This is a genomic window from Cardinium endosymbiont of Oedothorax gibbosus, assembly GCF_936981045.1.
Taxonomy (GTDB): Bacteria; Bacteroidota; Bacteroidia; order Cytophagales; family Amoebophilaceae; genus Cardinium.
In genome coordinates, this window is record NZ_OW441264.1 from 79,537 (window position 1) to 100,488 (window position 20,952).

Genomic DNA, 20,952 nt, shown 5'->3' on the forward strand with positions numbered 1-20,952 from the left:
CCCTGACTCTAATTTGTCTATTTCGGGAGTCTAGCAGGAGGTTGGATTTGTGGGGTGATTCACAGGTTTAAGTTACCTTTAAATGCATCTGCAAAATAGCGGGCTGCAACAAAAGTGAACCTAAATTAGCCTCGTTAAGCCGTTTAAGCGCATTTGCCGACTATCTAGTGGCTACAGGAAGGCTGATAGTAGGATGGAAAAAATAGACCATGACCATCATACAAGTGCCGGGGTGTTAGGGGTTGCACGCTATGAATGTTTCACATCGTAGTCCGGGAGATCTGATATGAATCCAGTAGGCCACTGGAAACTTTATTGTATAAGTAAAGCGAAATCAATAAGGGTGATATCAGAAGTCCGCGGGGTCTATAATACCGTTCGTATTGATTGGGAAACCACTCAAGAGGAAAGGGACCCTACTTCAGTTAACGAGTTTAAAAGAGTTGAGAATGTCTGATTGCCCTAAAGCTATGAACGGAACATTAAAAGTTCAGCAACTCCAAAGAACTCTATATCTCAAATCCAAGCAATGTAAGGAAGTCAGATTTTATAGTATATATGATAAAATTTATCTAAAAGATGTACTTTGGGAAGCTTGGCGTCAAGTCAAAGCAAATCAAGGTTCAGCAGGGATTGATGGTAAAAGCATAAGTGATATAATAGATCAAGGTGAGGCAAAGATTATCAATAAATTGCAGCAGCAACTACGCGCAAAGCTATACAAATTTACCTCAAGCAGGTTGGTAGAAATACCCAAAGCTAAAGGTGGAACAAGGCCACTAGAGGTAATGACCGTAGAAGATCTCATAGTGCTCACAGCAATGAAAATAGTCATTGAACCGATCTTCGAAGCTGATTTTCATGAATGTTCATACGGCTATAGACCGAAACGAGGAGCCAAACAAGCGAGTTTAGTGATCCGAGAAGATCTATACCAGCAGGCATGGGGCGTAGTTGAGATTGATTTTCAATCATACTTTACTGGCATCCCACACGAAAAGTTATTAAAACTTATTAACCTCAGTTCGGGATTAGACGTATTGTGAACCAGTCATATATATATTAGTTATAGAAGGTTTTTTCTCTTTTAACGTGAGTTCGGGATTAGCTTGTTAAAAAATAGCTTTAAAAAGCTCCTTTGTGTTTTAAATTTGGAGATAAAAAAATACTAACCAGATTATCCAAAGGAGCCAGTTATGAATGTAGAAAAATTAGTTGAAATATATTGTGCTGTTAATGAATTTCTCATAAAGTTTATGCCGTATATGGAAAAACAACTGTTAACCAACTCTAAAAGAAAACCCACTAGAACTTGTTCATTAACTTTGAGTGAAATAATGACTGTTCTTATTGCCTTTCATGTGATTGGTTTTAGAAATTTTAAGTCTTATTATATTCATTTACAGCAATTTCATTCTGGTGAATTTGGAAAGTTAGTAAGCTAGAATAGATTTATAGAACTGATCCAAAGAACGTTAGTTCCCTTGTAACGTGAGTTCGGGATTAGATTATTTTTTCATTTGATAATCAATATCAATGAAAATTTATAAAATTTGTTTTATAGACAGTTAAATAGGTAGTTGAATAAAAAATAATTCTGATAATCAGTTTATTATATATATTATATTTATAAAATTAGATATAAAAACTTGTTAAATAGGTGCAAATATTAACTAAATAATTGATATTAAATTGTTGTAAATCAGTCAAATAAATCCCGAACTCAAGTTTAGTAGCAATCGATTTAAAAACCCTGTGCGTATAGGCTCTTTTGATATGGCAAACCTTGATGGCTGTTGCATCCATAAAATAACAACCTGTTTTTGTTTTAGAAAAACTTTGTGTAAAACAGTACAAGGGAACTAACGTTCTTTGGATCAGTTCTATAAATCTATTCTAGCTTACTAACTTTCCAAATTCACCAGAATGAAATTGCTGTAAATGAATATAATAAGACTTAAAATTTCTAAAACCAATCACATGAAAGGCAATAAGAACAGTCATTATTTCACTCAAAGTTAATGAACAAGTTCTAGTGGGTTTTCTTTTAGAGTTGGTTAACAGTTGTTTTTCCATATACGGCATAAACTTTATGAGAAATTCATTAACAGCACAATATATTTCAACTAATTTTTCTACATTCATAACTGGCTCCTTTGGATAATCTGGTTAGTATTTTTTTATCTCCAAATTTAAAACACAAAGGAGCTTTTTAAAGCTATTTTTTAACAAGCTAATCCCGAACTCACGTTAAAAGGATAGCAGATGGCAGTATGTTGAAGCTAATTAAACAAACCCTAACAACGTCAATAGCAAAACAAGGTAAAATTACATGCAAGAAAGTTGGAGTACCGCAAGGATCACCAATATCACCGTTGTATAGTAATATCTACCTAAATGTTATAGACCAAGTGTGGCACTCAAGGGGGTATCCAGAAAAGCTAAGCGCAACCTTGCATAGGTATTGTGATGATGCAATTTTGGTATGTCGTAAGAGTGCTAGCTTAGCGCTGGAGAAATTCACAGAATTAGTAAAGAGGTTATCGCTCATTATTAACCACCAAAAGACACGAATAACGAAACTGAAAGAAGGCTTTAACTTCATAACGTGAGTTCGGGATTTATTTGACTGATTTACAACAATTTAATATCAATTATTTAGTTAATATTTGCACCTATTTAACAAGTTTTTATATCTAATTTTATAAATATAATATATATAATAAACTGATTATCAGAATTATTTTTTATTCAACTACCTATTTAACTGTCTATAAAACAAATTTTATAAATTTTCATTGATATTGATTATCAAATGAAAAAATAATCTAATCCCGAATTCACGTTCATAGGTTTTTACTTTGTAAAAAGAAAGAGTCCAACAAGTGGCAGAATCCAACAAGTGGCAGAAATAGCATTTATGTATTTCCAACGAAACAATCCCAACAAAGCATCCGTAACAGACTAAAATACCTGACTTGTAGAAGAGCACCAATCAAACCTCAAGCATTCATCGAGCAAATAAAACCAGTAGTGTTAGGATGGGTTAACTATTTTAAACATACGAGCGAGTGAAGCTTTTGTTAGATTGCAGGACTTTATTAATAACCGATTTCGCAGATACTTAACCCATAGAAGAAAAGGCCGTGGATGTGGGTGGCAAAGCTGTCCCAATAGCAAACTCTATACAATGGGGATGTTGTACATTGGTAGTGGAATGATTAAGTATCCTGAGAGAGTTGTGCAAGGTTTATAAAGAAGACTGTCGGACCGCCGTATTCGGGAAAACTGAACGTACGGTGGGATGAGAAGGGAATGGGTAAACAATGAAGAATCAAGTTAGTCAGCTACTGTATTGCGAGCAATCAGAAGCAATAGATATGCTTAATTTTAAGTGGTCCAACCATTTCTTTACTCTAGGACCATTGCAGGGATAGAAAACATTCCTATGATTCAAAAAGGACAAGTAATCGGAGCTAAAAATCATCTTTCTACTTTTGAGAATTTTGTTATGCTAATGGCCGAATAATAACCAATATATATCCAAAACTTCACTTAAAAGAAAAGACGTTACTAACGAAAATATAGACGCGACAGAACCATATTTTTACTTTACATTAAAATTAAAGTAAGTTTTTGGAAAAGGCTCATCTAAATCATTAATACAGTATTATTTATCTATAATTAGATCCTATATCTATGCAGATATAGCTGCTTTAATAGCTGGATGATGCATATAATTGAGTAATGTAAAATCCTCATATACAAAATCAAATAGACCCCTTACGGTCTCACGGAGTTGCATCGTTGGCAATGCATAGGGCATACGTTTGAGTTGCAAGTTTGCTTGTTCTAGGTGATTATGGTATAGGTGCGCATCGCCTAGGGTATGAATAAGCGTACCAGGTTTTAGCTGGCACACTTGAGCCACCATCATGGTTAACAGTGCGTAAGAGGCAATATTAAAAGGAACGCCTAAGAAGACATCCGCACTACGTTGGTAGAATTGACAAGATAGTTTTCCATTTGCTACATAAAATTGAAAAAAAGCATGACAAGGTGGCAATGCCATTTTAGGCATTTCACCCACATTCCATGCACTTACCAATAGTCTACGTGAGTCAGGATTCTCTTTGATTTCCTTTATTATAGCGCTTATTTGATCAATTTTTTCGCCTGTTGCTGTAGTCCAACTTCTCCACTGGTAACCATAAATAGGGCCTAGGCTTCCCTCTTTGGTTGCCCATTCATCCCATATGGTAACTCCATGTTGCTGTAAATAGAATACATTTGTATCCCCGCTTAAAAACCAGAGTAACTCATGGATAATAGAGCGCAAATGCACTTTTTTGGTTGTAAGCAATGGAAATCCTTCATCTAAGTTAAAACGCATCTGGTAGCCAAACACACTCTTGGTGCCCGTACCAGTCCTATCTTTTTTGTCAATCCCCTCTGTTAAAATATGTTGCAGCAATCTTAAATATTGTTTCATCGATATGATCTATTCTTTGCTAGTTTAGCCATGAAATTTATGCCAATTCCAAGTTTGGAGCAAGCTTTTTGCTTTTTTTGATAATCTTTCGAGTATAAAAATTGCTTATGCGCTTCATCTCTACATCTTTGCTTTGAAAATACGTTGCGATTAACGTGAGTTCGGGATTAGATTATTTTTTCATTTGATAATCAATATTAATAAAAATTTATAAAATTTGTTTTATAGACAGTTAAATAGGTAGTTGAATAAAAAATAATTCTGATAATCAGTTTATTATATATATTATATTTATAAAATTAGATATAAAAACTTATTAAATAGGTGTAAATATTAACTAAATAATTGATATTAAATTGTTGTAAATCAGTCAAACAAATCCCGAACTCATGTGATTAGGAAGTGTGCCCTTAAAGATGATTAGAAAATAAGCTTGGTTAAATTGGCAGGTGGATGCTGATTAGTCATCTTTAAGCATACATTTACAGCAACTTTTTGCATCAGGGCTTGATGTTTTTCCTAATTTTTGATCAAGCAGAAAGTCAGATACACATTCCTTTGGCCGATTACTTTCAAAAATAGATGGGGTAAGGTTGAAAAAGCGGTATGAGGCAAAAAATAGATCATTATATTTGAAAAAATATTTGCGGTTAAAAAAAAAAGTTATACCTTTGTAGTACGATTTGGCGTAGAAAAGATCAAAGTGTTGCAAGTACTAAAATCAAGGTACAAAAGCGCTACATCAAACTGCGTTAGGTTTCGAAAGATGTTCTTTGACTTATTGTAAAAGCAAAATAGGGTAGGCGCATTCCTTTTTTAGGATTCAGCCTGTTTCCATTTCAAGAGTGAGTAAGAAATAATTAAGGGCGTATGGGGGATGCCTTGGCTCTTAGAGGCGATGAAAGACGTGATAAACTGCGATAAGTTGCGGGGATTGGTTGTACGATTTGATCCGCAAATTTCTGAATGGGGCAACCCACTCTACCTATGTAGAGTATCTCTTTGGTATAAAATAAGAGAGGCAAACCTGGGGAACTGAAACATCTAAGTACCCAGAGGAAGAGAAAACAAATAGTGATTCCATAAGTAGTGGTGAGCGAACGTGGATTAGCCCAAACCATAGCAGTTTCGGCTGTTATGGGGTTGTAGGACTAACAATACAATTGATATCAAGAACTTAAATTACTTTGGAAAAGTAAGCCATAGAAGGTGAAAGCCCTGTCAAGGTAGTTGGTATGCATTTGGTTAGTATCCTGAGTAGGTCAGTTCCGGTGAAAGGCTGACTGAATTTGCCGGCACCATCCGGTAAGGCTAAATACTCCTAAGAGACCGATAGTGAACAAGTACCGTGAGGGAAAGGTGAAAAGTACCGTGAATAACGGAGTGAAATAGTTTCTGAAACCATACGCTTACAAGCAGTCGGAGTTTTGTTTATAAAATGACGGCGTGCCTTTTGTATAATGAGCCTACGAGTTAATCTTTTCTGGCAAGGTAAATCCTTTTGAAAGGAAAAGCCGAAGCGAAAGCGAGTCTGAATAGGGCGCTTTAGTCAGAGGAGTTAGACGCGAAAGCCGGTGATCTACCCATGGCCAGGTTGAAGCGTTGGTAAAACAACGTGGAGGACCGAACCAGTGGATATTGTAACGTCCTTGGATGAGCTGTGGGTAGGAGTGAAAGGCTAATCAAACCGGCAGATAGCTCGTACTCTCCGAAATGTTTTTAGGAACAGCCTTAAGTTTATACTGATAGGGGTAGAGCTACCGATAGGACTAGGGGGGTAACCTACCGTGTCCAGACGAACTCCGAATACTATCAGTTTTACTTAGGAGTGAGGGTTAGGGCGTTAAGGTCCTAATCCGAGAGGGAAAGAACCCAGACCATCGGCTAAGGTCCCCAAATATATACTAAGTTGAACTAAGAAGGTTTAGTTGCTTAGACAGTCAGGATGTTGGCTTGGAAGCAGCCATTCATTTGAAGAGTGCGTAACAGCTCACTGATCGAGCGACAAAGCGTCGATGATGAACGGGCATTAAGTATATTACCGAAGCTATGGCCTTGCTGCTTTAGGTAGCAAGGGGTAGGAGAGCATTCTAATAAAGTTGAAGCTAAGTAGTGATGCTTGGTGGATTGATTAGAAAAGAAAATGTAGGCATGAGTAACCAAAATAATGGTGAGAAACCATTACACCGTAAGACTAAGGTTTCCATGGCGATGGTTGTCATCCATGGGTTAGTCGGGCCCTAAGCTGAAGCCGAACGGCGTAAGCGATGGAAGATCGGTTAATATTCCGATACTAGTTAGCAATAGAGAAGGGGGGACGAAGGAGTGAAAGGTTTGCCTTCTGACGAATTTAGGAGGTTGAAGCCCGTAGATATAGGTATGGCAGGCAAATCCACCATACCTGTCGAAGGTGATAGTACTACAATCCTTCGGGGGCGTAGATAATGACCCTAATCATACTTCCAAGAAAAGCCTCTAATTGTTAGGTGCTAGCTAACCGTACCGCAAACCAACACAGGTAGTCGAGGAGAATATCCTAAGGTGTTCGAGTGATTCGTGGCCAAGGAACTCGGCAAAATAGCCCTGTAACTTCGGGAGAAAGGGTGCCTCATTGATCCTCCTAAGAGGGTCAATAGGCCGCAGTGAAAAGGCCCAGGCGACTGTTTACCAAAAACACAGGACTTTGCAAAATCGAAAGATGAAGTATAAGGTCTGATACCTGCCCGGTGCTGGAAGGTTAATAAGAGGAGTTAAGTCGTAAGATTAAAGCTCTGAATAGAAGCCCCAGTAAACGGCGGCCGTAACCTTGACGGTCCTAAGGTAGCGAAATTCCTTGTCGGGTAAGTTCCGACCTGCACGAATGGTGTAACGATCTGGGCGCTGTCTCAGCCACGAGCTCGGTGAAATTGGAGTGGCGGTGAAGATACCGCCTACCCGCAATGGGACGAAAAGACCCCATGAACCTTTACTATAGCTTAACATTGATAATATGTGGGTAATGTGTAGGATAGGTGGGAGACTACGCAAGTAGTCGTCGTTGAAATACCACCCTTTATCTATGTGTTGTCTAATCCTTCTGAAGAAGGAGACATTGTTTGGTGGGTAGTTTGACTGGGACGGTCGCCTCCTAAAAAGTAACGGAGGCTTTCAAAGGTACCCTCAGTACGGATGGTAATCGTACGTAGAGTGCAATAGCATAAGGGTGCTTGACTGTGAGACAAACAAGTCGAGCAGAGTCGAAAGACGGATATAGTGATCCGGTGGTTCCGAATGGAAGGGCCATCGCTAAAAGGATAAAAGGTACTCTGGGGATAACAGGCTGATCTCCCCCAAGAGCTCATATCGACGGGGAGGTTTGGCACCTCGATGTCGGCTCGTCACAACCTGGAGCTGAAGCACGTTCCAAGGGTTGGGCTGTTCGCCCATTAAAGTGGCACGCGAGCTGGGTTCAGAACGTCGTGAGACAGTTCGGTTTCTATCTATTGCGGGCGTTAGAAGTTTGAGAGGGGCTGACCTTAGTACGAGAGGACCGGGTTGGGTAAACCTCTGGTGTATCAGTTGTGACGTCAGTTGCACTGCTGAGTAGTTACGTTTATAAGAGATAAGTGCTGAAAGCATCTAAGCACGAAACTCGCCTCAAGATGAGACTTCAATAAGGGTGGTTAAAGATGATGACCTTGATAGGTTGCAGGTGTAAAGTCAGAAATGGCAAAGCTGAGCAATACTAATTACCCGAATGTTTCTTGCTTTTTTCTTGGTTTTGCTTTTACAGTAGTCAATTACTTCCTTTGGGATAATATATGGTCGTATAGAAGGCCATAAGGTTAAAAGATTAAAAATAAAGGTGACGAAAGCGCTGGTGTGCACCTCTTCCCATTCCGAACAGAGCAGTTAAGCCCAGTAGCGCCGATGGTACTTCGATAATACGCGGGAGAGTAGGTAGTTGCCATCTTTCATTTTTTGTTCCATCCAGTGATGGGTCATTGCATGGCATTGCAAGATAATAGTAATTAATAACGTCTACAAATCAAATTTCTACTGGTAGATGTTTCTACTTCTATAGTAATCAAGAAATAATGTAGAGGCAAAATCGCCTCAATTTTTGAGGCCCATTCTATAAAACAATAGCAGCCAGAGGCGAAATAACTTTCAAAATCTAACGCAATCGCTTCATCTACATGACCCAGCCGGTAGCAGTCAAAATGGTAAATAAGGCTATGGTTTATCGTTTCATATTCATTAATAATTGAAAAAGTAGGACTATTGACGATATGAACTGTTTGCAGCGCCCCACAAAGCTCTTTAATCAAGGTGGTTTTACCAGATCCCATAGGACCCTCTAGTAGCCATATTCTATGATCACCAGCATAGTTTAACAATCGGTAAGCTATATCCTTGAGTTCTCCCCAAGAACTTTTTAAGATCATACAGTTACTATATTAACTCTTCTTTTTGTTCTTATTTTGAAGGTACTTCCATAAAGGCCACTTTTGGGGATTTTGAACAATAGCTTTTGCTTGTTCCAGTAATGGTGCATCATACCCTTCCTGGGCAAGTATTTTTAAAGCAATGGCTTGGTCGGTCTTACCTGATACAACTTTATAAGTGTAATGTAGCTTTTGATCAGGTTTTTCATCTATAAAAACCTTAAAATTTTTAATGCCTCTTTCCTTAAATTTATTGGTTAGATTCATTAAAATGGGATAATGGGTGAAAACAATATGCAGTGTATTACTGTATTTAGATATAGAAGCGAGTATACTATAAGCTGCTGTACTAGCTTCAACTGGATTGGTACGGGCAAAGGGTTCATCGGCAATGGTAAAAATAAATTCATCCGGTTTAGACTGCTCAAGCATATGCATATACTGTTGCATGCGTGCTACCTCTACCATAAAGAGGGAAGCACCACATGTAATATCGCCCTTGAGGTCTATATAGGTATTGATTTTATTAAAAGGGGTCATAACCGAATTTTTGGTAGCCGAAATCCCAAATGTTTGGCTAAGCAAGATACTACTGGCTACACCACAAATGTAAGAGGATTTTCCACCTGCATTCGGTCCACAGAGGATCATGTTGCGGGTCTTATGCGCATCTAGGTCTACATCATTGTCTACAACGGTTGCAGGATTTAGCATTGGATGCCACATAGCTTCTAACTCTATGCATGGTGTGCTTTGTTTAGAATGATCTAAGAACTTAGTGAAAGTATAACAGTGTGCTGGAAAAGCTTTTTGTGCCTCCTGTACCAAAGTAGCTATACCTATAAAGCTGTCTAATTGACCCAATTCATACATAGCAGCCTTTAAACAATCTTTATGTTCTATAAACAGGTTATACGTAGCCAATAACTTGCCATTATTGCTACGAATATAGGACCAATTAGCAAGGTTCATATCCAAAAGATTCCTTACCATAACTCCTATTTCTGTCGATTCTTTACGCTTTTCCAATAGGGCTCTTATCGCTTTCAAGGAGGAGCCGTAATTGGCTTCTAAAGCTTGATGGCCTGCTATAATAGCACTTAACTGTTGGATGATTTTCATAAAAACTTGGACATCTCGCATACGGTTGGCCAAATTGTGAACAACAGCACTGTATTCTTGATAACTTTTTATCCCACGATAACTTCTCCATATAGCCGCTGCATGCGTAGCCGCCACACCTAAAAAGGGTAAAAGCAATGGCTTTCCATCGGCACGATTATAATTATCCACAACACATCCGATGGACACAATGGGCACAAATAAGGGAAAAGAACCATAAGTAGCTTGTCTATCACGTTCAATATAACCTCCTTTTGTAATAGAAACCATCCATGCAGTGGCTTCGCAGTAAAATAGACCTAATATGGGGAGTGCAACAAACTCTCCATATATGTCTCGAAGGTTTCTAAAGAGAATCCGAACTTTAAGCTTATTAGCTATTTTATTTGTAGCAGCATTGGATGAAAGGAAACGTTGATTCACGTAGCTTCTATATATATGGGTATAAAGTGGGTCCGTATGGGTCCATGAAGAAAGTAAACTATTCTCTACATTTCGGTAGGCTTCTAAAGATTGCTTTAAAGTTGCTAACCAAGTTGGGTGTTCCAATAATACCTGTAAAGTGCGCTGACGGTTGGATAGTGTCGCAATATCGCTGGTTGGGGTTACTAAGAGTGTAGCCAACGCATACTCACCTAATACAGTAGCGGTCCGGTTAATGCGTGACAGGAAGTGATGCGTTGGATTACTCGATCCACCACAAAACAGCATCAAATCTACCCACACATTATCGTTCAATATAGCACCACGTTCTGACGGAATGCTGGCATCAATGTCAGAAAATATCGTACGTAGTACTACTTTACGTTGCGTACTTTCAGCTAGTTTTATTTTATCCATTTGTAGAAGGGTCTGCTGATTGATCTTTGAAGGCAATAACGTAGAAGCGCGCGAGCCAATGGGGAAAGACCTTAGGTAGTAACTTGAAATTTTTTCAGCAGTCGATTCATGACCTCCTTTTGGATGGGCAAATGCCCAGTTGCTACTCATAATACTTAACGATAAGGTGAAATAAATATAATGCTTCTTATATAGTTGCTATTGCGTCTCATAGTGGGTAAAAATAAAACGTATTGTTGGAGTTGCTGAACAACTTTAAATTTGCTTTCTTTGCTACACACCCTAATATAATGTTTTATGTATTATAAAAGTAAAATCACTGCTTTATCAGCAAGCCATAGTGCTTTTTTTACTTTTTTTTGATTTTGTATTGTTTCCCAAAATGTTTAAACATTCCTCGAAACTGAGTAACCTAGGATCTGCAATGTCTTTAGGAATACGGGTATGGTTTTTACCATTTTTAATATAGGCCCCCCATTTCCCGTTTAAAATTTGTATGGTGGGTGCTTCAGCGAAAGTTTTGATCAGCTTTTCAGCATCTGCTTTCCGTTTGGCTTCAATAATGGCTATGGCTCCCTGTTCATTAATTGCAAATGGATCATCCGTTTTGGGTATGGAATAGAATAGGGAACCATGTTTAATGTAGGGACCAAATCTACCTATGTTGATCATCAGTGGCAGCGTTTCAAATGTCCCCACTACACGTGGTAGTTTAAAAAGTTCTAAGGCCTCTTCTAACGTAATCGTTTCCATACGCTGATTGGCCCGTAGTCCTGCAAAACGAGGCGCTTCCTCATGGCCATCTGCTTCGATGCCTAACTGAACCAATGGACCATATTTACCTAATCGAACCATTACGGAAGCATGGGTTACTGGATCTTTTCCTAAAAGTCTAGTATATTTTACCATAGAGCGGTCTATACCAGCCGTAGCTTGAACTTTAGGATAAAAGCCGCTATAGAATTCACTTAACATCTGATTCCAAATTTTAGTACCTTGTGCAATTTTATCCAGCTCTTTTTCCACATGTGCGGTAAAATTATAGTCGGTTATATCAGAAAAGTGTTTGACCAAAAAGTCATTGACCACCGCAGCCATATCGGTGGGAAAAAGCTTTTGTTTCTCTGTGCGAACGATTTCAGTTAGTTTTTCTTTATGAATCAGGTTATTTTGTAGTGTTAATAACCTATAGGCGCGTAGAAAGCCTTCACGAGACTCCATCTTAATATACCCTCTTTTCTGAATAGTGGCAATAATGGGTGCATAGGTAGATGGACGTCCAATTTCCTTTTCTTCTAAATCTCTAACCAAAGTGGCCTCAGTATACCGAGCAGGCGGATTAGTGAATCGTTCTCTGGCCAACATTTTCTCTAAGCAAAGTTCCTGGCCTATATGGAGTGATGGCAACATCGTTTTGGCATCATCTGACGCTTCTTCATTCACTTGGTCGCGTATGTATGCCTTTAGAAAGCCTTCAAATTTCAATACTTCTCCTGTTGCGATCAGTGGTTGGTCTGTAGTAGAGATTTGAATGGTTGCTATGGTTTTTTCTATTTGTGCATCAGCCATCTGAGCAGCCATAGCCCTACACCAAATGAGTTCATATAGCCGTTGTTCATCTTTACGGCTACTGGCTACTTTTAGTGAAAAATCAGTAGGTCGTATCGCTTCATGAGCTTCTTGTGCAGTGGATGATTTAGTCGTATAACTTCTAGCCTGGAAATAGGCAGCTCCATAGGTTGTGGAGACCATTTCCGATATATTTTGTATGGCCTCTTGTGAAAGATTTACAGAGTCTGTCCTCATATAAGAAATTTTACCTGTTTCATAGAGCTGTTGAGCCAGTACCATCGTACGGTTGACAGAATAGCCAAGCTTTCTACTAGCCTCTTGCTGTAAAGTAGAGGTTGTAAAAGGAGGAGAGGGAGATCGTTTTAATGCTTTCGTATCCAATGCTTTAATGGAGAAGATTGCTCCTTTGCATTTTTCTAAAAATGCAAAAGCTTCTTCCTCCGTTTTAAACTTCTCTCCACCATCTGCTTTCAATAATTGTCCCGTCGGTAGAATAAAAAAAGCAGCCACCGCAAAGTTAGAAGTTGCAACAAAGCGATCAATCGCTCTTTCTCGCTCTACGACCATCCTTACCGCAACAGATTGTACACGGCCTGCAGAAAGGCCTGGTTTAATCTTTTTCCACAATAATGGCGATAAATCATAGCCTACTAATCTGTCTAAAACACGCCTGGCTTGCTGTGAGTCAACTAAAGCTAAGTCGATGGTACGCGGCTGCTTGAATGCGTTTAATACAGCCATTTTAGTAACTTCTCTAAAAACAATGCGTTGCACCTTTTCATCCTTTAACTTCAGCGCTTCTTTTAAATGCCACGAAATAGATTCTCCTTCTCGGTCATCATCACTAGCTAAATAGACACAATCAGAGCTATGGGCCAACTTTTTAAGGTACTGTACTACCCTTTCCTTTCCAGGGCTGATTTCATAACTAGGCAAAAACCCTTGCTCAATGTTAATAGCATTATTGCCCTTCATAAGGTCTCTAATATGACCATTTGAGGAAGCTACTTGATAGTTACTGCCTAGGTAACGTTCGATCGTTTTGGCTTTTGCAGGTGACTCAACAATAACTAGATTTTTTGCCATACCAATGTTTGTTGTAATAAAAAATAGTACTATATAATAGCATGATGCCAGACCACATAATATAAAGCTTAGGAAAATGCTAACTTATCTTAAGCATCGCTTTCGCTTCACCCTATTGTGTTATCTTATGGGTTTAGTTTCATCTCAATTTACAAATGGTTGTTTGATTATAGCATATCATGCCTCCTAAGTAAGTTACAATGTTTCATATAATCAGTCTACTAAAACCCTAGAAATGATTGTAATGCGCGCACTATTTTCATATTTCATACCCCCTAACCATTTAGATGATAGCTACTCAACTCTAAGGTTCAACATTTCCGACTACTTCAGCTGGATACTAAACTGTTAGTTAGTGTATGTTAATTTATTTAATTTTCAAAAAATAACTTTGCTTGAAGCGCTCAAATGCCATTTGCAACGGATGCACGCACACGGTTTATCCATCAACCTAGCATTCCTTTGTTTCAACCCGCGCAGCGGGCTGAGTGTATGATTTTCCCGCTGGACAATAGATTGGTTTATAATAATTTTACTACGTGCCAAATGTTTTATCGAAGGCCATCAGCGGTGGGGCATACCCACCATCCATAAAGTGCTTTTTGCACGTTTGCGTTAAAATATATAAAATTTAATCATCTGATTATTAAATAGTTTATAAAATAAAGAAGGTTTTTCCTTCTTTATTTCTGATAAATGTATTGCAAATTATAAAAAAGTATGTACCTTTGTACCAGAGTTGATCAGGATGAGTTAGTAGCCAAGTAGAAGGTAAACAAGCTGGTTCTGGTTTAGCTTTAGTTCTTTGAAATGGATGTAGGTAAGAAGCTCATTAAGTATGAGTGAGAGGGAAGTGTGTGACTCAAGAAAAATCATTCCTAGTTTTATGATTAGGGATAACGTTAATAAATAATAAAAAGGAGAGTTTGATCCTGGCTCAGGATGAACGCTAGCGGCAGGCCTCATACATGCAAGTCGAGGGGCAGCGGGACACTTCAGTGTTGCCGGCGACCGGCGGACGGGTGCGTAATGCGCATGCAATCTACTTTACACTGGGGGATAGCCTCCGGAAACGGGAATTAATACCCCATATAATCTTATTAGCGCATGCTAAAAAGATGAAAGCTCCGGCGGTGTAAAATGAGCGTGCGTCCTATTAGCTAGTTGGCGAGGTAATGGCTCACCAAGGCTACGATGGGTAGGGGTTCTTAGTGGAAGGTCCCCCACACTGGCACTGAGATACGGGCCAGACTCCTACGGGAGGCAGCAGTAGGGAATATTGGTCAATGGGCGCAAGCCTGAACCAGCCATGCCGCGTGCAGGATGAAGGTTCTCTGAGTTGTAAACTGCTTTTGTACAGGAGCAAAAAAATCCCTGCGGGGATTCTTGAGCGTACTGTAAGAATAAGCACCGGCTAATTCCGTGCCAGCAGCCGCGGTAATACGGGAGGTGCAAGCGTTATCCGGTTTTATTGGGTTTAAAGGGTGCGTAGGCGGCTTATTAAGTCAGTTGTGAAATCCTGGTGCTTAACGCTAGAACTGCGATTGATACTATTAGGCTTGAGTTAAGAAGAGGTAAGTAGAATTTATGGTGTAGTAGTGAAATGCTTAGATATCATAAGGAATACCGATAGCGTAGGCAGCTTACTGGTCTTTAACTGACGCTGAGGCACGAAAGCGTGGGGAGCAAACAGGATTAGATACCCTGGTAGTCCACGCCGTAAACGATGATCACTCGATATACATGATGCTTCATGTGTGTCTAAGCGAAAGCGTTAAGTGATCCACCTGGGAAGTATACTCGCAAGGGTGAAACTCAAAGGAATTGACGGGGGTCCGCACAAGCGGTGGAGTATGTGGTTTAATTCGATAATACGCGAGAAACCTTACCTGGGCTAGAATGTATTTTGCTGCCTTGAGAAATTGAGGGTTCCTTCGGGACGGAATACAAGGTGCTGCATGGCTGTCGTCAGCTCGTGCCGTGAGGTGTTGGGTTAAGTCCTATAACGAGCGAAACCCTTTTACTTAATTGCCAGCACGTAGTGGTGGGGACTTTAAGTAGACTGCCCGTGTAAGCGGGAGGAAGGAGAGGATGAGGTCAAGTCATCATGGCCTTTATTGCCCAGGGCTACACACGTACTACAATGGCATGTACAAAGGGAAGCTACTTGGTAACAAGATGCAAATCTTCAAAGCATGTCTCAGTTCGGATTGAGGTCTGCAATTCGACCTCATCAAGTTGGAATCGCTAGTAATCGCGTATCAGCAATGACGCGGTGAATACGTTCTCGGACCTTGTACACACCGCCCATCAAGCCATGGGAGTTGGTAGAGCTTGAAGACAGTGGCCGTAAAAGGAGCTGTTTAGTGTTAGACCAGCGACTGGGGCTAAGTTGTAACAAGGTAGTCGTACCGGAAGGTGTGGCTGGAATATCTCTTTTATAGAGTGAGTGCTATCCCTCTCTTCTTACCGCATTTGTTTTAAATGTTGTTTGCGCGCTCTTTAAAGGTTTTTAATATCTTGTGCCTTTTTATCTTTCTATTTTTATTCTAGTAGTTGAAAGCTAGGTAATAAATATGGCTATGTTTTTAATTAACCTAAAATTAGCTACAACAGAAAGTTTAAACCAATATTCCATATGTTTAGATGGATATAATAGATAATAATTTCATTTTCAATAATGAAGGTTATTTTTATCTAGAAGGATAACCATCAAAGCATGCATTATACAAAAGTATACGTTACGCTTAACGCTTAGGGCGTTGATCGTACAAGAAGGTAAGCTCCTTTTAGTAAGTAATGATGGGCATTTTTGGTCTACGCCAGTAGTAAAAATTACCCACACAAAGTAGAGGTGTATTTTACAGCCAGCATCAAGTCTGATATTATCCCTAAAGATTGGTCAGACAAAGATGGTAGCGTTCAATATTTTAGGTTTTTTTCATTTAAGGAGCTAAAGCGTATGGATGCTGTTGCACCTAATTTCCTAAAAGAAGGTAAATGGCTTAAAACTAATGTTGAAAGCGTATACGAACGGAGTGCAGTAAGTTGCCCTTTTCCGAAATAAAATTGTATTCGTTAAGACAGTACCCTCAAGGAAAAATATCAATGATCATTGCAGTGTAGCTATGTGTGCCCTTTTAGTATTGTGGCAATGTTATGAAAAAACAGAAAAACCGTCCCTTGTAAAAAGTTGCGGTGAGCAAGCAGACTTTACGGTTGATCAGAAAGACAGCATGCTTGAAGCCCGCGCAGCGGGCAAGTTCTGTTCTTCCAGCTGTAAGGTTTTGATTTTTTGCACACCTTTTTTATTAAGAAAAAGGTGTGCAAAAAATTCTTTTTTTACTACTAGCCTGAACAGATACCTTCTGTTTTCCCCCGTGTGCTTTCAGTAACTTTTTACAAGGGACGGTTTTTCTGTTTTTTAGGCAGTGTGGTCATTGAATCAAGGATACCCTTTATAAGGAGCGCTTTTTTCGTAGCGTTACCCTGCAATGGCCATGAATAACTTCCTTAAACCTCTACCGTTCGTTGAACGGATAGATCTAAAGAACTAGTATCTAGTACTAGCACAAAGCCATATAATTACCAACCCTGCCTTAATTTTTACCTACTTACGAAAGTACTTGTCTCGTACGTAATGAAACAACAAATAGTTCATTGCAATCATGTATAGTGCTATGGCAATGGCAAAACCTGTTTTAAATGATATCATAGACAAAAGAATAATAAAGCATTGTATAAAAAGCAACAATATTAATTTATAATTATTATCGAAACAATCCAAAAAATTTTGAAATACAGCATTATACTATACTAGATGGCTCTGTCCACTTAAGTGTGTAAATTATTTTTTTGGTTCTATTCAATTCTGTTTTCAAATTTAATTAAAAAATGTGCCATAGTCTCGCTCCAGTTATGAATAGAGGTGGTCCATTTTCTAGTCATGTAGTTAATAGTTAGATATAATGTTTTAAAAACAGCTAGATCGTTAGGGAACACTTTTTTATTTTTGGTAACTCTACGAAATTGGCTATTTACAGATTCCAAACATTTGTTGTGTAAATGACCTTACGTATGGCATTAGGGTACTGTAAAAATACCATCAGATTATCCCAGTTAGCATACCAAGATTGGGCTATTTGTGGGTATTGTTGATTCCACTTAGTAGCAAAAGCTTCTAAGGCCATCAATGCTTCTTGCTCGGTAACTGCTGTATAAATTGGTTTTAAATCAGCAACTAATACCTTTCTATGTTTATAAGAAACATACTGCAAACTACCCCTAATTGCATGAACAATACAGAGCTGATGTTCTGTTTTTGGGTATACAGCAGCAATGGCCTCAGACATGCCTGACAAATTATCTGTACATGCAATGAGCATATCGTTCATACCCCGATTTTTGAGTTCTGTTAAATTGCCTAACCAAAATTTAGCCCCTTCATTTTCACTCATCCAAAGCCCTAAAACATCCTTTATGCCAGATCTATCTATACCTAAAGCAACATAGACGGTTCTGTCGCGTTTATTCTAAAAAATGATTATTTTAGTATCGGTATTTAAAAAAGTAGTTATTATGTTTAATATTTCTCCTGAGTTATTACCATATTTTAAAGGTTATTGTTCTTCATCAGAAGTCATCCTGTTATTTGTGTACATGAAGTGTCGTTTTTCCTTGAGCTATAGAGATTTGGAAGAGATGATGCGTATGAGAGGCGCAAGAGTTGATCATTCTACGCTACAGAGATGGGTTATTAAGTTTGTTCCTCTGATAGATAAAGCAGTAAGAAAAAGAAAACGACCAGTTGGTAGTAGTTGGAGAATGGATGAAACCTATGTTAAACTAAACGGGAAGTGGATCTATTTATATAGAGCAGTAGATCGTTATGGTGATACAGTTGACTTTTTTCTATCTGATCATAGAGACAAGTCTTCAACGCTTTCTTTTTTTCGCAAGGCGATCACAGAAAATAATATTCCTAAGAAAGTAGTAATTGACAAAAGCGGTAGTAATAAAGCTGCCCTTGATGCGATCAATACAGATCTTGATCAAGATCATACCATTCAAATATTGCAAAACAAATATTTGAATAATAGAGTTGAACAAGATCATAGGTTTATCAAAAAACGGATAAAACCTATGCTGGGTTTTAAGAATTTTTATTCTGCTTCCATTACTATTTCAGGGATAGAAAACATTCGTATGATTCAAAAAGGACAAGTAAGAGGAGCTAAAAATCATCTTTCTACTTTTGAGAACTTTGCTATCTTAATGGCCGCATAATATCCAAAATTTGACTTAAACGAAAAACCTATACTAAGAAAACTATAGACGCGACAGAACCATTTTTACTGCCTGTCAGATTAAATCTTGACTACTACAGCTGACGAAAATATAGACGCGGCAGAACCAATTGCCATAGGGTATGTAAATAGTAATAGGTGCAGTAAGTTTAGCCCAAAATGAACGATCATCGAGCATAATATTTTACCTGTTTTATAATAGGTATATCCGTAACAGACACTAGCAATAGTTGCAAGCCCAATATAGGTAAGCCCTCCCTGAAAATGCACCATACCAAATACTGAAGAAGTGATTATAATGGCCCATAACTCGTTTTTACTGGTGTAGTTCTTTAAAGCATTTTGTAACGCGTTTTGCAAGAAGCCACGAAAAATTATTTCTTCCTCCATGCAGACTAAAAAGAAATTATGCATTGCCCACGTCAATACTATATTGGGCAGATGAGGTTCAAATAATATATGGCCATTTATATATGCAGGAATAAACACTAATGGAATAGACCATACATAGGGAATAACGGTATGCTTTATGAACTGTTGACAACTTAGATTATTTTTTTTTCTAAAAAATATAGATCACTCATACAATAAACCATTAGTATAACCATAGGTTGATCAAAGTTTACATACATTGAAACGGGTATGGATAAGGTTGATAATTTTATTTCATTGATAACCAGTATATTAGAAAAACCTGGGAGACAATGAAGCGCAGCTGCTAATATAAATGCATATATTATTATACGTAATAAAATCTTTACTAACTTGTTGAGTCGAAGGTTCAAATAGATATAATTAATAGAAGTAAATAGCACTAAAAAACAGATTCCAATAGTGTTGATTACACCCTGGTACCACCCTACTAAATTGGTAGTCATTATCAACAGGTAAGTAGGCCTTCTTTGTTTACAAGATAAAGCCGCCACTATGGTGGACATGAAAAAAAGATAGGTGGCATGCATTTTATATAAGCAATGTAGAACCTACACATTAAAACGAAAAAGCATTACATCCCCATCTTGCACTATGTAATCTTTACCTTCTATGCGTAGCTTGCCCGCTTCACGACAACCATTTTCACTTTTATAGGTCTTATAATCGTCAAAAGTAATAACTTCTGCCTTAATAAATCCACGTTGAAAGTCTGTATGAATCACGCCAGCCGCTTGAGGCGCTTTTGTGCCTTTTTGAATGGTCCATGCCCGTACTTCTTGTGGCCCTACCGTAAAGTAGGTAATAAGTCGAAGGAGGGAATAAGCGGATTGAATCAACTTATCTAATGCAGATTCCATAAGGTTGTATTCTTTTAGGAAAAACGCTTTGTCATCGCTATTTAATGCATTTAGTTGCATTTCTAGTGCCGTGGAGCCAATGATCACCTTACCATTGTCTTCTGCAATAGCCTGTTTCAAGGCAGCCAAGTGAGGGTTTATGTTGCCAACTATAGTTGCCTCATCTGCATTAGCAAAGTAAATAACAGGTTTTAAGGTTAATAGTTGCCAACCATCTATCAATGGCTGGTCAGTTGCTTCTACTTGGATGGTGCGTGCATCACGGCCCTGTTTTAGCTCTGTTAAAAATAGGTTCAACAGTTCGTAAGTCCGTTGTTGTGCTTTAGCGCCATGTTTAGCAAGTTTTTCCATTTTGTCCAATCTTTTGGTTAAGGTATCAATATCCTTACACCGTAGCTCATGGTCAATAACTTGTTTGTCAAACACAGGATCTACACTGCCCGCTACGTGTACTACATCTTCATCTTCAAAACACCTGATTACATGTACAATAGCATCCACTTCTCGAATATGGCTAAGGAATTTATTACCCAATCCTTCTCCTTGATGGGCATCCTTGACCAACCCAGCTATATCTACAAACTCGATAGCAGCAGGTATCGCATTTTTAGAATGCACCCATGTGACAAGTAGTTCCATACGTGGATCTGGTACAGCTACTACACCTACATTAGGCTCTATAGTACAAAAAGGAAAGTTAGCCGAAGCTACATTTCCTTTTGATAAGCTATTAAATAGCATAGATTTACCCACATTAGGCAAGCCAACAAGACCACATCTTAAAGCCATGAATCAAATGTATAGAATGAAAAACC

Annotated in this window: 12 protein-coding genes, 3 rRNA genes and 4 pseudogenes; 11 read left to right on the forward strand and 8 right to left on the reverse strand. The window is 38.5% G+C overall.

Going from position 1 to position 20,952, the window contains the following annotated elements; translation table 11 throughout:
• Positions 1–449 precede the first annotated feature (449 nt).
• Both NBW36_RS00355 and NBW36_RS00360 read left to right on the forward strand, forming a co-directional pair.
• Positions 450–1,046, forward strand: coding sequence for a reverse transcriptase domain-containing protein (locus tag NBW36_RS00355; protein WP_250238363.1), 597 nt, complete (start codon positions 450–452; stop codon positions 1,044–1,046).
• Between the two features lie 150 nt (positions 1,047–1,196).
• Positions 1,197–1,442, forward strand: a pseudogene (locus tag NBW36_RS00360) (IS982 family transposase); the annotation flags it as partial.
• A 286-nt stretch (positions 1,443–1,728) separates the two neighbouring features.
• On the opposite strand, the pseudogene NBW36_RS00365 reads toward NBW36_RS00360, so the two are convergent.
• Positions 1,729–2,145: pseudogene (locus NBW36_RS00365) on the reverse strand (transposase); the annotation flags it as partial.
• 128 nt (positions 2,146–2,273) lie between these two features.
• Between NBW36_RS00365 and NBW36_RS00370 the strand changes: the two are divergent.
• The 4 genes and pseudogenes from NBW36_RS00370 to NBW36_RS00380 all read left to right on the forward strand — a co-directional run.
• Entirely contained in the window at positions 2,274–2,612 is a 339-nt protein-coding gene (locus NBW36_RS00370; RefSeq protein WP_250238364.1) for a reverse transcriptase domain-containing protein, read from the forward strand.
• Positions 2,613–2,952: 340 nt separating this feature from the next.
• On the forward strand, positions 2,953–3,075 hold the full coding sequence (locus NBW36_RS05505; RefSeq protein WP_369127325.1) for a group II intron maturase-specific domain-containing protein: 123 nt from the start codon (positions 2,953–2,955) through the stop codon (positions 3,073–3,075).
• A 13-nt stretch (positions 3,076–3,088) separates the two neighbouring features.
• Complete coding sequence (locus tag NBW36_RS00375; protein WP_250238366.1) at positions 3,089–3,256, forward strand: hypothetical protein; 168 nt, start codon at positions 3,089–3,091, stop codon at positions 3,254–3,256.
• A 165-nt stretch (positions 3,257–3,421) separates the two neighbouring features.
• Positions 3,422–3,529 (forward strand): annotated as a pseudogene (locus NBW36_RS00380) (IS6 family transposase); the annotation flags it as partial.
• 168 nt (positions 3,530–3,697) lie between these two features.
• Here the strand turns inward: NBW36_RS00380 and NBW36_RS00385 are convergent.
• Entirely contained in the window at positions 3,698–4,492 is a 795-nt protein-coding gene (locus NBW36_RS00385) for a thymidylate synthase (RefSeq protein WP_250238367.1), read from the reverse strand.
• Positions 4,493–5,342: 850 nt separating this feature from the next.
• On the opposite strand from NBW36_RS00385, the gene NBW36_RS00390 reads away from it, so the two are divergent.
• Positions 5,343–8,240 (forward strand): 23S ribosomal RNA (locus NBW36_RS00390).
• A 92-nt stretch (positions 8,241–8,332) separates the two neighbouring features.
• A 5S ribosomal RNA gene (gene rrf, locus NBW36_RS00395) occupies positions 8,333–8,444 on the forward strand.
• Positions 8,445–8,502: 58 nt separating this feature from the next.
• On the opposite strand, the gene tsaE is transcribed toward rrf, so the two are convergent.
• The 3 genes from tsaE to topA form a co-directional block, all read right to left on the reverse strand.
• Positions 8,503–8,919 (reverse strand): tRNA (adenosine(37)-N6)-threonylcarbamoyltransferase complex ATPase subunit type 1 TsaE, encoded by a 417-nt coding sequence (tsaE, locus tag NBW36_RS00400; RefSeq protein ID WP_250238373.1) that lies wholly within the window; start codon positions 8,917–8,919, stop codon positions 8,503–8,505.
• A 12-nt stretch (positions 8,920–8,931) separates the two neighbouring features.
• A complete protein-coding gene (locus tag NBW36_RS00405; RefSeq protein ID WP_250238374.1) occupies positions 8,932–11,031 on the reverse strand; it encodes a MutS-related protein in 2,100 nt (699 codons plus the stop codon).
• A 177-nt stretch (positions 11,032–11,208) separates the two neighbouring features.
• Positions 11,209–13,539: a type I DNA topoisomerase gene (gene topA / locus NBW36_RS00410; RefSeq protein WP_250238375.1), complete on the reverse strand. Its 2,331-nt coding sequence runs from the start codon at positions 13,537–13,539 to the stop codon at positions 11,209–11,211.
• Positions 13,540–14,453: 914 nt separating this feature from the next.
• Between topA and NBW36_RS00415 the strand changes: the two genes are divergently transcribed.
• A 16S ribosomal RNA gene (locus NBW36_RS00415) occupies positions 14,454–15,979 on the forward strand.
• Between the two features lie 372 nt (positions 15,980–16,351).
• Positions 16,352–16,606: a hypothetical protein gene (locus tag NBW36_RS00420; protein WP_250238376.1), complete on the forward strand. Its 255-nt coding sequence runs from the start codon at positions 16,352–16,354 to the stop codon at positions 16,604–16,606.
• Positions 16,607–17,400: 794 nt separating this feature from the next.
• On the opposite strand, the pseudogene NBW36_RS00425 reads toward NBW36_RS00420, so the two are convergent.
• Positions 17,401–18,035, reverse strand: a pseudogene (locus tag NBW36_RS00425) (IS256 family transposase).
• An 82-nt stretch (positions 18,036–18,117) separates the two neighbouring features.
• On the opposite strand from NBW36_RS00425, the gene NBW36_RS00430 reads away from it, so the two are divergent.
• A complete protein-coding gene (locus NBW36_RS00430) occupies positions 18,118–18,825 on the forward strand; it encodes an IS6 family transposase (protein WP_250239027.1) in 708 nt (235 codons plus the stop codon).
• Positions 18,826–18,905: 80 nt separating this feature from the next.
• Here NBW36_RS00430 and NBW36_RS00435 read toward each other — a convergent pair whose 3' ends face one another.
• Positions 18,906–19,259: a CPBP family intramembrane glutamic endopeptidase gene (locus NBW36_RS00435; RefSeq protein ID WP_338140494.1), complete on the reverse strand. Its 354-nt coding sequence runs from the start codon at positions 19,257–19,259 to the stop codon at positions 18,906–18,908.
• 569 nt (positions 19,260–19,828) lie between these two features.
• Positions 19,829–20,926: a redox-regulated ATPase YchF gene (gene ychF / locus NBW36_RS00440; RefSeq protein ID WP_250238379.1), complete on the reverse strand. Its 1,098-nt coding sequence runs from the start codon at positions 20,924–20,926 to the stop codon at positions 19,829–19,831.
• Positions 20,927–20,952 lie beyond the last annotated feature (26 nt).

What these genes read in the sequence shown, in the direction of transcription:
- NBW36_RS00355 (WP_250238363.1), top strand. Translation starts at nt 450, where the DNA reads ATGTCTGATTGCCCTAAAGCTATGAACGGAACATTAAAAGTTCAGCAA.
- NBW36_RS00370 (WP_250238364.1), top strand. Translation starts at nt 2,274, where the DNA reads ATGTTGAAGCTAATTAAACAAACCCTAACAACGTCAATAGCAAAACAA.
- NBW36_RS00385 (WP_250238367.1), bottom strand. Translation starts at nt 4,492, where the DNA reads ATGAAACAATATTTAAGATTGCTGCAACATATTTTAACAGAGGGGATT.
- tsaE (WP_250238373.1), bottom strand. Translation starts at nt 8,919, where the DNA reads ATGATCTTAAAAAGTTCTTGGGGAGAACTCAAGGATATAGCTTACCGA.
- NBW36_RS00405 (WP_250238374.1), bottom strand. Translation starts at nt 11,031, where the DNA reads ATGAGTAGCAACTGGGCATTTGCCCATCCAAAAGGAGGTCATGAATCG.
- topA (WP_250238375.1), bottom strand. Translation starts at nt 13,539, where the DNA reads ATGGCAAAAAATCTAGTTATTGTTGAGTCACCTGCAAAAGCCAAAACG.
- NBW36_RS00430 (WP_250239027.1), top strand. Translation starts at nt 18,118, where the DNA reads ATGTTTAATATTTCTCCTGAGTTATTACCATATTTTAAAGGTTATTGT.
- NBW36_RS00435 (WP_338140494.1), bottom strand. Translation starts at nt 19,259, where the DNA reads ATGCATAATTTCTTTTTAGTCTGCATGGAGGAAGAAATAATTTTTCGT.
- ychF (WP_250238379.1), bottom strand. Translation starts at nt 20,926, where the DNA reads ATGGCTTTAAGATGTGGTCTTGTTGGCTTGCCTAATGTGGGTAAATCT.